The 13,106-nt window shown below is 69.9% G+C and carries 12 protein-coding genes; 3 read left to right on the forward strand and 9 right to left on the reverse strand.

Features of this window, described 5'->3' with window-relative positions:
- From IRT45_RS24985 to IRT45_RS25005, 5 genes are all read right to left on the reverse strand, one after another.
- Window positions 1–500, reverse strand: a 500-nt coding sequence (locus IRT45_RS24985) for an MFS transporter (protein ID WP_194808322.1), incomplete at its 3' end; no start/stop codon positions are given.
- A gap of 7 nt (window positions 501–507) precedes the next feature.
- On the reverse strand, window positions 508–1,080 hold the full coding sequence (locus tag IRT45_RS24990; RefSeq protein ID WP_194808323.1) for a hypothetical protein: 573 nt from the start codon (window positions 1,078–1,080) through the stop codon (window positions 508–510).
- A 69-nt stretch (window positions 1,081–1,149) separates the two neighbouring features.
- Complete coding sequence (locus tag IRT45_RS24995; protein ID WP_194808324.1) at window positions 1,150–3,183, reverse strand: phosphatase PAP2 family protein; 2,034 nt, start codon at window positions 3,181–3,183, stop codon at window positions 1,150–1,152.
- Between the two features lie 31 nt (window positions 3,184–3,214).
- Window positions 3,215–4,132, reverse strand: coding sequence for a DMT family transporter (locus IRT45_RS25000; RefSeq protein ID WP_194808325.1), 918 nt, complete (start codon window positions 4,130–4,132; stop codon window positions 3,215–3,217).
- 98 nt (window positions 4,133–4,230) lie between these two features.
- Window positions 4,231–5,271, reverse strand: a complete 1,041-nt coding sequence (locus IRT45_RS25005) for a glycine betaine ABC transporter substrate-binding protein (RefSeq protein ID WP_194808326.1) — start codon at window positions 5,269–5,271, stop codon at window positions 4,231–4,233.
- A 468-nt stretch (window positions 5,272–5,739) separates the two neighbouring features.
- On the opposite strand from IRT45_RS25005, the gene IRT45_RS25010 reads away from it, so the two are divergent.
- From IRT45_RS25010 to IRT45_RS25020, 3 genes are all read left to right on the forward strand, one after another.
- Entirely contained in the window at window positions 5,740–6,414 is a 675-nt protein-coding gene (locus tag IRT45_RS25010; protein ID WP_194808327.1) for a response regulator transcription factor, read from the forward strand.
- Window positions 6,411–8,051 carry a cell wall metabolism sensor histidine kinase WalK gene (locus IRT45_RS25015; protein WP_194808328.1) on the forward strand — a complete coding sequence of 547 codons (1,641 nt, stop codon included), beginning with the start codon at window positions 6,411–6,413 and terminating at the stop codon, window positions 8,049–8,051. Before IRT45_RS25010 ends, IRT45_RS25015 begins: the two co-directional genes overlap by 4 nt.
- Before the next feature lie 107 nt (window positions 8,052–8,158).
- A complete protein-coding gene (locus tag IRT45_RS25020; protein WP_194808329.1) occupies window positions 8,159–8,488 on the forward strand; it encodes a heme-binding protein in 330 nt (109 codons plus the stop codon).
- A gap of 78 nt (window positions 8,489–8,566) precedes the next feature.
- On the opposite strand, the gene IRT45_RS25025 is transcribed toward IRT45_RS25020, so the two are convergent.
- From IRT45_RS25025 to IRT45_RS25040, 4 genes are all read right to left on the reverse strand, one after another.
- Window positions 8,567–9,787, reverse strand: coding sequence for an NADP-dependent malic enzyme (locus tag IRT45_RS25025; protein ID WP_373281716.1), 1,221 nt, complete (start codon window positions 9,785–9,787; stop codon window positions 8,567–8,569).
- Window positions 9,788–10,315: 528 nt separating this feature from the next.
- Entirely contained in the window at window positions 10,316–11,908 is a 1,593-nt protein-coding gene (locus IRT45_RS25030; protein WP_375540151.1) for an FAD-binding protein, read from the reverse strand.
- 51 nt (window positions 11,909–11,959) lie between these two features.
- The gene (locus IRT45_RS25035; protein WP_309241146.1) at window positions 11,960–12,196 is read right to left on the reverse strand and encodes a hypothetical protein; all 237 of its coding nucleotides are present in this window, start codon (window positions 12,194–12,196) and stop codon (window positions 11,960–11,962) included.
- A gap of 26 nt (window positions 12,197–12,222) precedes the next feature.
- A complete protein-coding gene (locus tag IRT45_RS25040; RefSeq protein WP_194808332.1) occupies window positions 12,223–13,077 on the reverse strand; it encodes a PHP domain-containing protein in 855 nt (284 codons plus the stop codon).
- Window positions 13,078–13,106: the final 29 nt, after the last annotated feature.

Below are 13,106 nucleotides of genomic sequence, written 5' to 3' on the forward strand. Positions count from 1 at the left end.
CTTCCGGCCACCGCGGACAACACCGAGCCGATGGCGAACACCACCAGCCCGCCGACCATGACGCGTTTGCGGCCCCACCGGTCGCCGAGAGTGCCGGCGGTGAGCATCAAACTCGCGAACACCAGGGTGTAGGCGTTCACCACCCATTGCAGCGACACCACACCGGCATGGACGTCGGACTGGATATCACCGAGGACCACGCTGACGATCGTGGTGTCGAGGAAGGTGACGAACAGGACCGCCGTGACCACCGCGAGCGCCACATAGGGACGCTTCGCGCCGGGCGGCACCGGTTGCGCCGCAATAGGATCCACCGGGGCCCCGCCGACCGCACCGCTCGCCGACGCGGTCTCGGCACGCGCACACACGGCGGGATCCGGACCCGGCGCGGCGGATTCGGATCCGGCCTCCGCCCCGGAGCCCCGTGCGGCCGAGTCGTCGCGGCGCAGCGGGCGATGCGATCCGGCACCGCGGCGGTCCGACGCGTCCGACGACGTCATCGCGACCTCAGCTGGTCGGCGCGGGCTGAATGGTGGGGTGACCGGGAGCCGCGGGAGTGGCGCCCGAAGCCGGCGGCGCACCCGGACTCGGGGTACCCGCGGCCGTACCGCAGACCGGCGGTGCCGCGCCCTCCAGCGTGAGCAGTGCGCAGAAGGTCGCGGCCGTCACCTTCCAGGTGCCCTCGATCTGCACCGCGCCCCCCTGCTGACCCGACAGCGCCGGTGTGCCGTTGAACAGCACGTCGAAGGTGACGTCGGCGTGGTCGGTGCTGGTGCTGGCGACATTCGTGACCTTGGCAGACGCGGATTTGGCCATCGGCGAATCGGCCTGCGCCTCGATCGCCGGGGCGAACGCGGGCCCGTTCTCCAGCAGCGCGACCTTCTCGTCCGCGGAGGTGGATCCGTCGAAGAAGCGCTCGAAGTTCCGAGTCACCGCCTGGGTCACCGTCGGCGTGCCGCTACTCGGCGATTCGGCGGATTTGCTACCGGAATCATCACTGCCGCAGGCGGCAGCGGCGGTCACCATCGCGGTAAGTGCGCATGCCGCAAGCATTTTCGCCACTATTGCGCGATCGAACATGAGGCGGCCTCCCTCGGTGACGGTAGGCTCGGTGATCAACTCGCTCGAAGACTACTCGCCGGAACCGGGCTACGGACGCTTATCGGACACGAACGTGGTATCGGCGAGTTCGGCCAGGACGTCGGGCAACTCGGCGGCGACCGCCCGCGCGTCGAGCAGCGCCGGATCCACCGAGAGCCCGATCCCCAATGCGCCGTTCCAGCTCAGCACCCCCGCGACCAGCGGAACTCCCGGAGCCGAGGGCAGGATCGGAAACACCTGGGTGATCGGCATATTCGCGAAGGTCATGGCCAGTTCGGGACCGGCCATGTTGGAGACGATGGCGTGGAAGAACCGCCCGCCGTACACCGACCGCGCGAAGGCCCCGACGGCCGGTTCGGGGAGCAGCCTGAGCACCCGATCCATCACGACATGCGAGGCGAGGGCGCGGGTTCCGGAATGCAGCCGGTCGCTGCGGGTGCGGATCTCGGAAAGACGCTGCGCCGGCGTCGCCGCCGTCAGCGGAATGTCGATCATCACGGCGGCGGTCGAATTGCCCTCCGCCCCCGACGTGGGATCGCGCACCATCAACGGCACCGCCACCCGGATCTGCCCGCGCAACCGCTCCCCCAGATCGGGGCGCAGACGCTGCAGCGCCGTGACGGTGACGCTCAGCAGTACGTCGGTCACCCGGGCGCGATGCGAACGGGCCACGGCCCGAACGGTTTCCAGGTCCAGCGAACAGACGGTGAACACGCGTCGCACACAGTCGTCGGGCAGCGTTCCCTTCGGCTGGGCATCGGCGGCCAACTGGGCCAGACCGGCCGCGGTGCCGGCGACGGTGGTCCCCCAGCTCGGCGGCTTGCGCTCGGCCACCGGCAGATCGATGGTCGGTCGCAGCAGGCGCAGGGCCTGCACCACCGTGCCGATACCGTCGGCGACCACGTGATGCAGCAGCAGGACCACACCGATCGCGCCCGCCTCCGGGTCGCGCACCAGGACGAGTCGCCACAGCGGCCGATCCTTGGACAGCACCTCGGCGGCGAGATCCGTGACCACCCGGCTGATTCCGTCCACCCGCCGCGCCACGGCGGCCGGTGTCATGGCCGCCCCCGCCCCCGCCTCTCGACCCTCCGGTTCGCCGAGGCCATCCGGATCGGTGCCGGGGATCGTGCGCTCGGTGACGTGCCAGTCCCAGTCGACCGGACTGTCCACCCAGCGTGCCCGGCGCCACCGGCCCGGCAGGTCCAGACGCTGCTGGAATCGCGGCAGATGTGCCAGCTCGCCCTGGACCAGTTCCCGCACCGCGGCGAGATCGGGTCCGCCGTCGGCCCGCGGCCGGAACACGACCATGCCGCCCACCTGCTGCGGAATACCGGCCTTCTCGATGTGCAGGAAGAAGGCGTCGGCGGGCGGCACCACCGGCGGTCGCGCGTACCAGCGGTCGACCAGCTGGATACTCACCGCGACGAAGGCCACCGCGATCACCGCGTCGAGGACGAAGTGGTTGGCGGTCGCGACGATCACGTAGGTGGTCAGCCCGACGTGCAGCGCGCTGAGCACCTGCACGATCCACCCGCCGGAGACCCGGGCCAGCACCACACTCACCCACAGCGCCCAGCCGACGTGCAGCGACGGGACGGCCGCGAGCTGATTCGCCCCCGACACCAGTGACGAACCCCAGGAGCCCCAGGTGTGGCCGGCGACGACGGTATCGGTGAAGCCCAGTTCGGGCAGCAGTCGCGGAGGGGTGACCGGGAAGAGCGCGAAGCACGCGATGGCCAGGATGTTCAGCAGCAGGAACGAGTCGCGGGCGCGGGCGTATTCGGCGCGGCGGCGGAAATACAGCCAGAACAGCAGCGCGAACGCACTGACGATGTAGGTGAAGGCGTATTCGTAGTTGGCCAGCGTCGCGAGCAGCGCCTGTGACTCCAGCCAGCGGTTGAGCGGGCGCTCGACGTCGATCGCGAGCCACTGTTCGAGATCGAAGATGCGGTGGGCGTTGCGGTCGGCCAGTTCACGGCGGGCCGGGGTGTGCAGGGCATCGACCGCCAGGTACAGCCCGAAGACCGCGAGCCCGGCCACACAGTCCCGCCACAACACCGGACGCGACGGATTGCCCACACAACCGTCATAACACATGCGTCGCAAGCTTTTACGACATCAGGCTGGGTGATTCGTCGGTTATCTCCTTGTTACCGGCATAGAAGGCGCGGGCCAGCGGCGAATGCGCGAGTCCGCCGATCCCGGCCGCGATCAGCGCCCCGGCTACCGCGACTCCGGCCAGCGCCCCGGGAGTGTGCGGCAACTCGACCTTGAAGGCGAGCACGCCGACCACGTAACTGACGATCGGATTCGTCACGCTCATGGCCGCGATCGCCCAGGGCAGCGGCCCGGCGGCGAAGGCGGTCTGTTCCAGCACCAGCCCGCTGAGCGTGGAGACGGCGAGCAGATAGCCGGGCCAGTCGGTGGCGGTCGCGGGGACGCCGCGATAGACCAGATCCTCGGTGGTCAACTTCATGAAGACGGCGCTCATCGCGAAACAGACGCCGGCGGCCACCGCCACGAGGTTCGCGGCCACCCAGATCGGGCAGCGGATGCTGATCAGGGCCAGCAGCGCCACCAGCCCCGCGGCGGAGAAGGTGGCCAGCAGCACCCGGCCACGATCCGGATCGCCCGCCAGCGGCGCCACACCGCCGACGCCGAACAGCACGCCCAGGCCGGCGCAGACCAGCAGCGCGAACCAGATGTCGCGGCCACGCGGGCGACGCCGGCGTCCGAATGCCTCGAGCGGGACCGCGAACAGCAGCTGTGTCGACATGAGCGGCTGCACGGCGGCCACCGAGCCCAGATGCAGTGCGACCGCCTGGGTGAAGAAACCCGCGAGATTGGTGATCCAGCCGCGCAGCCAGGTGCCACTGCGCAGCAGGCGCTGCATAAGTGTGGTCATACCGAAGACCCGGGCCGCCCGGGGTTGCTCGGCGACCACGGTGCGTGCCGCGCGCTGTTGCAGATAACCGGCCGCGGCGAACAAGAATGCGGCCAGCACTCCCAACGCGATGACCAGGACCATGCGGACCCCCGCTCAGGTGATCTATTCGCACTGTACGCCCGAATCCGTATCGAACCTGATCATGGACGACGGGCGGAAACGACGGACGAGCGGGGTGCTCAGAGGGCGTGTTCGTCGAGCCACATGCGGGCGAGGTCGGCCGCCGAGGCGTGTTCGTCACGGACGCGTCGGACCATGGTCGCGAGGTCGGCCGTGGTGAGCTCCCCGGCTACGTAGTTGAGTTTCTTGATCTGCCGCTGGTCCAAGGCGCCCTGACGCAGCAGCGGGACGACGTTCTGGGCGCGGAAGGCGTACGCCGGATCGGTGACGACGGCCGCGTCGGTGCCGACGGCCGTGTCACCGGGGCCGTCCGGCAGCAGTGCGACGGCCGAGGTGAACACGCCCGCGTCGACGGTTCCGTCGCGCAGTGCCTTCCGCAGTTCGCCGTCACCGGGAAAGTCGACGTGGCGGGTGATATCGCAGCCGTAGACCGTGCGCAGCGGCGTCACCACGTCGCGCTGCGGGTCCGGCGGCGTCCGGAGCGGGTCGAGTTCGCGCCCGCCGGCGATGCCCACGGTCAGCTCACCGCAATGCGGTGCGAGGTCGGCGGCATTGGCCGGATAGCGTGCGGCCGCGGCGGCGCCGAGTGCGAGCTGCGGCCGCAGATCGGTGGCGTCGGCGAAATCGGACACCGCCAGACCCTCCGGAACGGCCCGGCTCAGATCGTCGGCGACCGAGCCGATGGAGCGCGCCTCGAACGTCATCGGCGTCCCCGCGGTCATGTCGATCGGCGGGCCGGGCTCGTGATGTGCTGCGACGCTCGCGGCCGTCGCCCGATCCGGCGCGGTCGCCGAGGACGAGGAGTCGAAGGTGGTCAGCAGATCACCACTGGTGTCGCCGACCAGCGTGATCGTGCCCGAGTCCAGGGCCGCCAGATAGTCCGCGCGCTGTCCGAGATGCTTTTTCACCGTCGTCCGCGTGCCGGTGCGTGCGAGCGCCTGAGCATAGATTTCGGCGACGACCTCCGACTGCGCCGAATCACCGGCGCCGACGATGATCGTCGACTCACCGTCACTGGTGGCACATGCCACCGCCACCGTGGCGGCGGTGACGGCGACCAGTACCCGGGCCGTCACTCGCACCGATCCGGCCAATCCCATCCGGCGACACCCACTCCCGATAGTCAGCGACAACCACATCCGGCGGCCGAGGGGCGCCCCGGCACAGGAATCGTAGGTGGGCCGCATCCGGGCGTCCGATCCACACCCGCCCTGCGACGACCGCGGCCGCCGGTTTCAACCTTGGATTCCCCGAGTGCCCGCATCTCCGTACGGGTTGCCCTCGCGCGGTCGCGAACGTTCGTTCGCGCGGCGCAGTGCGGCGATTTCGCGTGCCGCTCGCCTGCTCCGCTGCCGCATTTCCGACATGCCGTCGCCGCCGGCGCGACGCCCCGCCATCCATTCGATGAATCGACGAATTCCCAAGTACACCAACCTGTTCCGCTAATTCGATACTGATGATTCTACGTCGGCCCACCGACAAGTAGCGGCTCTCACGGGTGGGACCGCGCACCGGACTCTCGAGCAGTATTCAGCGAGGTCTCAGGCGCGGCGACGAATAATGTGCGGGTGCAGCCGGGACGCATTCTCCTGATCGAAGACGCCGACGCCATTCGCACGGCGGTCGCGGCGGCCGTACACGCCGCCGGGCACGAGGTCCTGGCCCGCGAACACGGCGATCGGCTGGAGTCCGATCTGGAGCGGTTTCGTCCCGATGTCGTCGTCCTCGACGTGATGCTGCCGGGTCGCGACGGTTTCGGCCTGCTCGATGTGGTGCGCGCCCGCAGCGGCGCCGGTGTGGTGATGCTGACCGCGCGCGACGGTGTGGAGGACCGGGTGCGCGGCCTGCGCTCCGGTTCCGACGACTATGTGGTGAAACCGTTCGACCTGGCCGAACTGATGGCACGGATCGAGGCGCTGCTGCGGCGGATGGGACGTATGCACAGCCGCATCACCATCGCCGATCTGGTGCTGGAAACCGATTCCGGCGTGGTGCTGCGCGGCGGCGAGCCGATCGGTCTCACCGCCACCGAATTCAAACTCCTCGCCTACCTCGCCGCGCACCGCGACCGAGTCGTCACGAAGACCCAAATCCTCACCGCGGTCTGGGGTTACGAGGACTACGACCCGAATCTGGTCGAGGTCTACGTCAGCGCGGTACGCCGCAAACTGGAGGAACACGGCCCGCGCCTGCTGCACACGGTGCGCGGCATGGGCTACGCGTTACGGGCGAATCCGCGATGAGCGCCGACCCGGCACACACCGCGCCCACCCCACCCGGCACTCCGGACCACTCCGGAGAGTCGAACACGCTCGGACCCGCACCGGTTCGGGACCACGCCTCCGCGCCCCCGGCAGTGGAACCCGCAACGCCTGCACTGCCGACGATTTCGCTGCGGCGCCGGGTGACCCTCACCGCCGCGGTCATTTCCGGGCTCGCCCTGATCGTGGTGGCGCTGGCTGTGCACAGTCTGTTCGGGATCGTGGTGGCGCGCAGCGCGAATACGGTACTCACCGACCGGGTCCAGCTGGCCCGGCAACTCGCGCAGCAGAACACCCCGCCCGCGGAGTTGATCGCTCGTGTGGACAATCGCTCGGTGCGAGCCCGGCTGGTCCTCGCCGACGGCAGTGTCTACGGCAGCCTCTCGCCCCGGCGCGCCGGGGACGGCAGCCCCCGGACCAGGACCGTCACCCTCGGCGGCGGCGGCACAGTGGACCGCGCCCGGCTCACGCTGCAGGTCGACACCCCGCTGTTGACCGCGCTGCGGTCACGACTCGGCCTCGTCCTGATCGGGGTGACCGCCACCGCCATCGTCGCCATCACGGCCGCGCTGTGGGTGGGATTGCGTCACGCGCTGGCGCCCCTGGATTCGATGACCCGGCTGGCCCGCGAGATCGCTCGCGGTGGCCGCGGCCGTCGCCTCTCCCCCACTCGCACGGATACCGAATTGGGCCGCACGGCGAGCGCTTTCGACGAGATGCTGGATGCGCTGGAGGGCGCCGAAGCCCGGGCACGGGCCTCCGAACAGCAGATGCGCGCCTTCGTCGGCGACGCCGCGCACGAACTGCGCACGCCCATCGCCGGGATCAAGGCCATGGCCGAAGCGGTCCTGCACCAGCCCGCCGACACCGGGCCCGAAGAGCGCGAACGCATGTATCTGCTGCTGGTCCGCGAAGCCCAGCGCGCCGGGCGCCTGGTCGAGGATCTGCTCGACATGGCCCGCATCGACGCCGGGCTCACCCTGTATCGGCAATCGGTCGACCTGTACGAACTCGCGCACGCCCAGGTCGACCGCATGCGAATCCTGCACCCCGACATCGACTTCCGGCTCACCGGCCACACCATGCTCGCCCTCGCCGATCCCGAACGCGTGGCCCAGATCCTGGTGAACCTGCTCGCCAATGCATGTCAGGCCACTCCCCCTGGCGGCGCGGTCTCGCTCACTGTGAAAACGCTCGGCGACAGCGTCGGCTCGCTGCCCACCGAGCCGACGCCGACCCCGGCTACACCCGCCGACCGGCCCGGTCCCGCCCGCGACCCGGACACCACCCCATCGGAGGCGGCCACCCCGAACGCGGCGCCGAGCACAGGTACCGGCGAAGTCCGGGCCGAGATCCGCGTCACCGACACCGGTCCCGGTGTACCGGCCGCCCAGCGCGAACACATCTTCGGGCGCCTGGTCCGGTTGGACACGAGCCGGGACCGCCGCCGCGACGGAGCCGGGATGGGGTTGGCCATCGCCCGCGGGATCGCCCGTGCCCACGGCGGCGACCTGCGCTGCGTCGAGCCGCCACCGGGGACATCGGGGGCGGTATTCGTACTGACGCTGCCCGCCCCGGACGCCGGTCCCGGGTCGCCGGAAGGCCCGTCCCCCGCCTGAGGATCGGCTGAAGATCGCGTATGCCCACTCGGCGTTTTCAGGGTCCTTTCAGATTCGGCGCGCAGATTCGGATCCGACATGATCCCGTGACGAATGGAGTTACCGGTATGAAGCGCACTGTCGCCGCCCTGCTGGCCGGCACCGCCGGAATCGCCGCCCTGGCCGTCGCCGTGCCCGGCGCCGCCTCGGCCGACGTCCCGCAGTGCAGCCCGCAGGCACGCGCCCAGGTTCAGGCCCAGACCGCTCCCCAGGTCGCCGCATTCCTGGCGAGCCATCCGGATCTGGCCGCCGAACTGGCCAAGGTGAAAGGTATGCCGAAAGATCAGCGCAAGGCCGAGATGCAGGCCTACCGCCAGGGCCACCAGCAGGAGCTGAAGGATTTCCGCGGGGTGCGGCAGCCGATGATCGAGTACCACAAGTCCTGCCACAAGAAGTAGCGGCCGCGCATCGGCTCCGAAGACGGCGAGGGCGCCCCGGGAGTTCCCGGGGCGCCCTCGTTGTGTTGGAATCCGGTGTTACGCAACACCTTCCGCACGCGCGGCGGCGGCCACGGCCTCGGCGACCGCCGGCGCGACCCGAGGGTCGAGCGGGCTGGGGATGATCTTGTCGACCGAGAGCTCGTCGGCCACGACACCGAAGATGGCGTTGGCGGCCGCGACCTTCATGCCCTCGGTGATCCGGCGCGCACCGGCATCCAGCGCACCCTTGAACACGCCCGGGAAGGCGAGCACGTTGTTGATCTGGTTCGGGAAGTCGCTGCGGCCGGTCGCCACGATGGCGGCGTAGCGGTGCGCGACCTCCGGGTGGATCTCCGGGTCCGGGTTCGACATGGCGAACACGATCGACTCCGGGGCCATCGAGGCGATCAATTCCTCGGCGATGGTCCCGGCCGACAGGCCCAGGAACACATCCGCCCCGGCCAGCGCCTCGGCCGCACCGCCGGTGATGCCACGCGGGTTGGTGCGCGCGGCCAGATCGGCCTTCACCTCGTTGAGGTCCGCGCGGTCCCGGCTGACGATGCCCTTCGAGTCGAGCACCACCACATCCGAGACTCCGGCGGCCAGCAGGATGTTGGAGCAGGCCACACCCGCGGCGCCGGCGCCGGAGACGACCACCTTCAGGTCGGCGATATCGCGGCCCTGCACCTTGGCCGCACCGTTGAGCGCCGCCAGCACCACGATGGCGGTGCCGTGCTGGTCGTCGTGCATGACCGGGCAGTCCAGCGCCTCCACGACGCGCTTCTCGATCTCGAAGCAGCGCGGGGCGGAGATGTCCTCGAGGTTCACCGCGCCGAAGCTCGGCCGCAGGCGCACCAGGGTCTCCACGATCTCGTCGACATCCTTGGTGTCGAGCACGATCGGAATCGAGTCCAGCCCGGCGAACTTCTTGAACAGCGCGGCCTTGCCCTCCATGACCGGCAGCGACGCCCGCGGGCCGATATCACCCAGGCCGAGCACCGCGGTGCCGTCGCTCACCACGACCACCAGGCGGTCGGTCCACGTGTAGCGCTTGGCCAGCGCCTCGTCCTTGTGGATGGCGCGACTCACCTGCGCGACGCCCGGCGTGTACGCGATGGACAGATCCCGCTGGGTCTCCAGGGGTGAGGACAATTCCACCGAAAGTTTGCCACCGAGATGGCCGGCGAAAATTTCCTCGTGCGTGATAGCGGACAGATCGGTCGTATCGGTTTCACGGCTCGCTGTAGTGGCATTCGGTGCGTCAGTCACAGATGACACGATTTCACTCCTGCTCGGTCCGGGCTGAACCGGCTCACGGTTACCGCCGGGTTTTCGTATTGAAGGTCTTCGAAATTCGAACGATATGCGCCGACCGGGCGTTCACGCGGTCGCGCACAATCGTTTGCGCCTTTGCGGGCTTGCTTCTTTGCGATCTGGCCGCGCACGATCCGTCGAGCGAGATCCGGACGGGTGGTCCGGGCAAGGCTGCGGGGTGATCCGCGGATCGGAGCCGTGCGTCACGAACCGAAGGTCACCAACCGTCCCGGACCGGGCGGTGGCGTCGGCCGGGAATCCGCAACATTCTGCCAGTACGAACAGGGAGTTGCAAAATCGCTCCTCGACCGGGGCACTGTCCGCTCGGATCCGGGGCCGGCCCGAGGCCGGGTGTCTACTGCCATCTTCCGAGGGTAGGGCCGCCGAATTACCTGCGCGTAAGGGGAAACTCGCCCGTGCTGGGAAGCAGCGGTGAACAGTCCCACCGGGACCCGGAACGCCGGTGTGAGCTCATGGCGCCCATCCGGCATGTCACGCCGGGCGCACCCAGATCTCGTTCACGCCGCCGGTGAGCAGGCGGCGGCGCCAGTCTCGGGCCGGGCCGGGATGATCGGTGCGCCGATGCAGGCCCCGGGTTTCGGTGCGGGCCAGGGCGCTGTATTTCGTCCAGCGGGCCACCGCCAGCAAAGCCGCGGCCTGCCGGGCCCGGACCTGGTCGGGGCCGATGCCGCCGAGTCCGTATTCGGTGACCGGCCACATCGCGTCGAGTTCGGCGATGCTGTCGCGCAGACTGCCCGCACTGCGCCAGTAGCTGCGCCGCAGCGGCAGCGTATGTTCCTGCACCAGCCCGATCACCGCACGGGGGTCGATGTCGGCGCGCGCATCGGCCCCGGGGTGATGATTCAGCCCGGCCCCGGGAACCGGCCGCGCGTCCCCGATCCGGCCGCGACGGCGAGCGAACCGCGCCGCGCCCGATCCGGCCCACATCCCGGACGAGATCGCCCACCCGCCACCGTGCCCGTCGAAGCCGCCGACAGCGCCGGTGATCGGTTCCCGCGAGGCCACGTCGCCCGCGGCATACAGTCCGGGAACCGTTGTGGCGCAATCGAATCCGATCAGCCTCACCCCGCCCGAACCACGCACGGTACCTTGCAGGACCGGACGCAGCCGCACCCGGCCGGACCGAGGATCTACCGACGAGGCACCGGCTCCGGCGGTCGCGGACACCGCCGTGGTTCCCGCGGGCGCCGCCGACGCCGGGCCGTACCGGACCGCGGGCCCCGGCGGAATATCGGCGTAGACCGCCTGTCCCTGCGCCAGCGCGGCGAGGGCCGTGGACCGGGCGGTGAAGTCGTCACCGCCGATGCGAGCCCCCGATTCGTCGTACAGGTCGGCGAACCGGGGCTCGCGCAGATCGCTCATCGTGGCGAGACCGTACGCGCCGGAGAACTCCATCCCCGACAGTTCGGTGCCCGCCTCCACCGCCATCAGCAGTCCCTCACCGGTGTCGACATCGGTTCCGGCGCCGCCGGCCAGGAATGCGCAGCCACCCGTCGCGAGCACCACCGCGCCCGCGCGGATCGTCCAGCCGCGGTAGCGGTCGTCGCCGGCCAGCCCACCGGCCCCGCACACCACACCGTCGCCATCGACCAGCAGATACAGCGCCGGATGATGGTCGACGACCTGCACACCCAACCGGAACAGGGTGCGTCGCAGCGCGGCCAGATACCGCCGGCCCTCGAGATGGACGCGCGTCGCGAGCCCGTCTCCGGCCTGCCGGTATCCCCAGCGCAGCAGATGGGCGATGCGGTGATGCGTTTCGCCGAGCACCCGGTCCATCCACTCCGGGTCACCGAGGTCGCCGCCGTGCGACAGACTCCGCACCAGAGCCCGCTCCCGATCCGGCCCCGGCGGGATATCCCACAGTGCGACAACGCCTTTCGACGTCGGACCGCATTCCCCGCAGCGGCCCTTGTCGACCAGGATCACCCGCGCTCCGGCCGTCGCCGCCGTCAACGCCGCCCAGGCGCCCGCCGGACCGCCGCCCACCACGAGCACATCGGCGGACGCCTCCGCCGCGATCTCGGATTCCGCGCGGATAGTGGACCGGCTACGCACGCTCACAAAGGAAAATATTCGGCCACAATTCATCCGGCCGCAACTGTTACGCGGAATCTAATTCCACCATTGCGTAACCAATAGGTAACCCGCCGCCACAAAGACGACCAGCGATCCGAAAAACGCCGGAATTCCCCGACGTCGGTCGGAAAAAATTTGCGCGCCGAGTGCAAGCACCGCCATTCCGATATGCCAGCCGACACTGCTCGCACCCGGTCCCGGAAATCCGCGCCGCACCCCGAGGACCGCCGCGACGAGGACGACCGCGGCGAGCACCACCAGTCCGGCGGCCACGGTTCCGCTGAGCGCCCGCACGACTCTCACGAGGCGATCACCGCGACCCCGCTCGCCTTCTCGGCCAGACGCTCGAATTGTTCTGCGTCCGTGGTGCATTCACCCAGACCCACCGGTTTGTCGGCGCCGTGATAGTCCGAGGATCCGGTGCCGATGAGGTCCAGTTCGCGTGCCAGTTCGCGCAGCACCGCCCGGTCGGCCGGAGTGTGATCGGGGTGATCGATCTCGAGTCCACCCAGCCCGTGCCCGGCCAGATCGCGGATGTCGTCGATCGCCAGCAGCCGCCCGCGGGTGCGGGCACGCGCGTGCGCGACCACGGTCACGCCACCGGCCGCCGCCACCATCTTCACCGCCTGCCGCAACGGGGTGTCGGCCTTCTCGACGTAGTAGCGGCCGCGGGGTGCGAGCAGATCCTCGAAGGCCGCGCCGACCGTCGGGACCACACCGGCCTCGACGAGCGCTCGCGCCAGATGGGGCCGTCCCGCCGCCGGGCCCGCGGCCGCGAGGACCGCGTCCGGATCGATCGGCAGGCCGTCGGCCACCATGAGATCGGCCATCGCACGCACCCGCGACACCCGTTCGGTGCGTAACCGCTCACGTTCGGCGGCGAAGGCGGCATCGGCCGGGTCGAACAGATAGGCCAGCAGATGCACCGGCACCGGCCAGCCGTCCTCTCCCATGCCGACGCAGGACATCTCCATCCCGCGCACCAGGCGCAGCCCCGCCGGCAGCGCGGCGACCGCCTCGTCCCAACCGGAGGTGGTGTCGTGATCGGTGATCGCCACCACGTCCAGCCCCGCCGCGGCGGCCGCGCGCATCAGATCGCCGGGAGAATCGGTGCCGTCGGATGCGGTCGAATGGGTGTGGAGGTCGATGCGCACGCGTTCCATCTTGCCCAACTAGCATCCGG

It is taken from the genome of Nocardia sp. BSTN01 (genome assembly GCF_015354405.1).
In the GTDB taxonomy this organism is placed as follows: domain Bacteria; phylum Actinomycetota; class Actinomycetes; order Mycobacteriales; family Mycobacteriaceae; genus Nocardia.

What these genes read in the sequence shown, in the direction of transcription:
- IRT45_RS24990 (WP_194808323.1), bottom strand. Translation starts at nt 1,080, where the DNA reads ATGTTCGATCGCGCAATAGTGGCGAAAATGCTTGCGGCATGCGCACTT.
- IRT45_RS25005 (WP_194808326.1), bottom strand. Translation starts at nt 5,271, where the DNA reads ATGGGATTGGCCGGATCGGTGCGAGTGACGGCCCGGGTACTGGTCGCC.
- IRT45_RS25020 (WP_194808329.1), top strand. Translation starts at nt 8,159, where the DNA reads ATGAAGCGCACTGTCGCCGCCCTGCTGGCCGGCACCGCCGGAATCGCC.
- IRT45_RS25000 (WP_194808325.1), bottom strand. Translation starts at nt 4,132, where the DNA reads ATGGTCCTGGTCATCGCGTTGGGAGTGCTGGCCGCATTCTTGTTCGCC.
- IRT45_RS25015 (WP_194808328.1), top strand. Translation starts at nt 6,411, where the DNA reads ATGAGCGCCGACCCGGCACACACCGCGCCCACCCCACCCGGCACTCCG.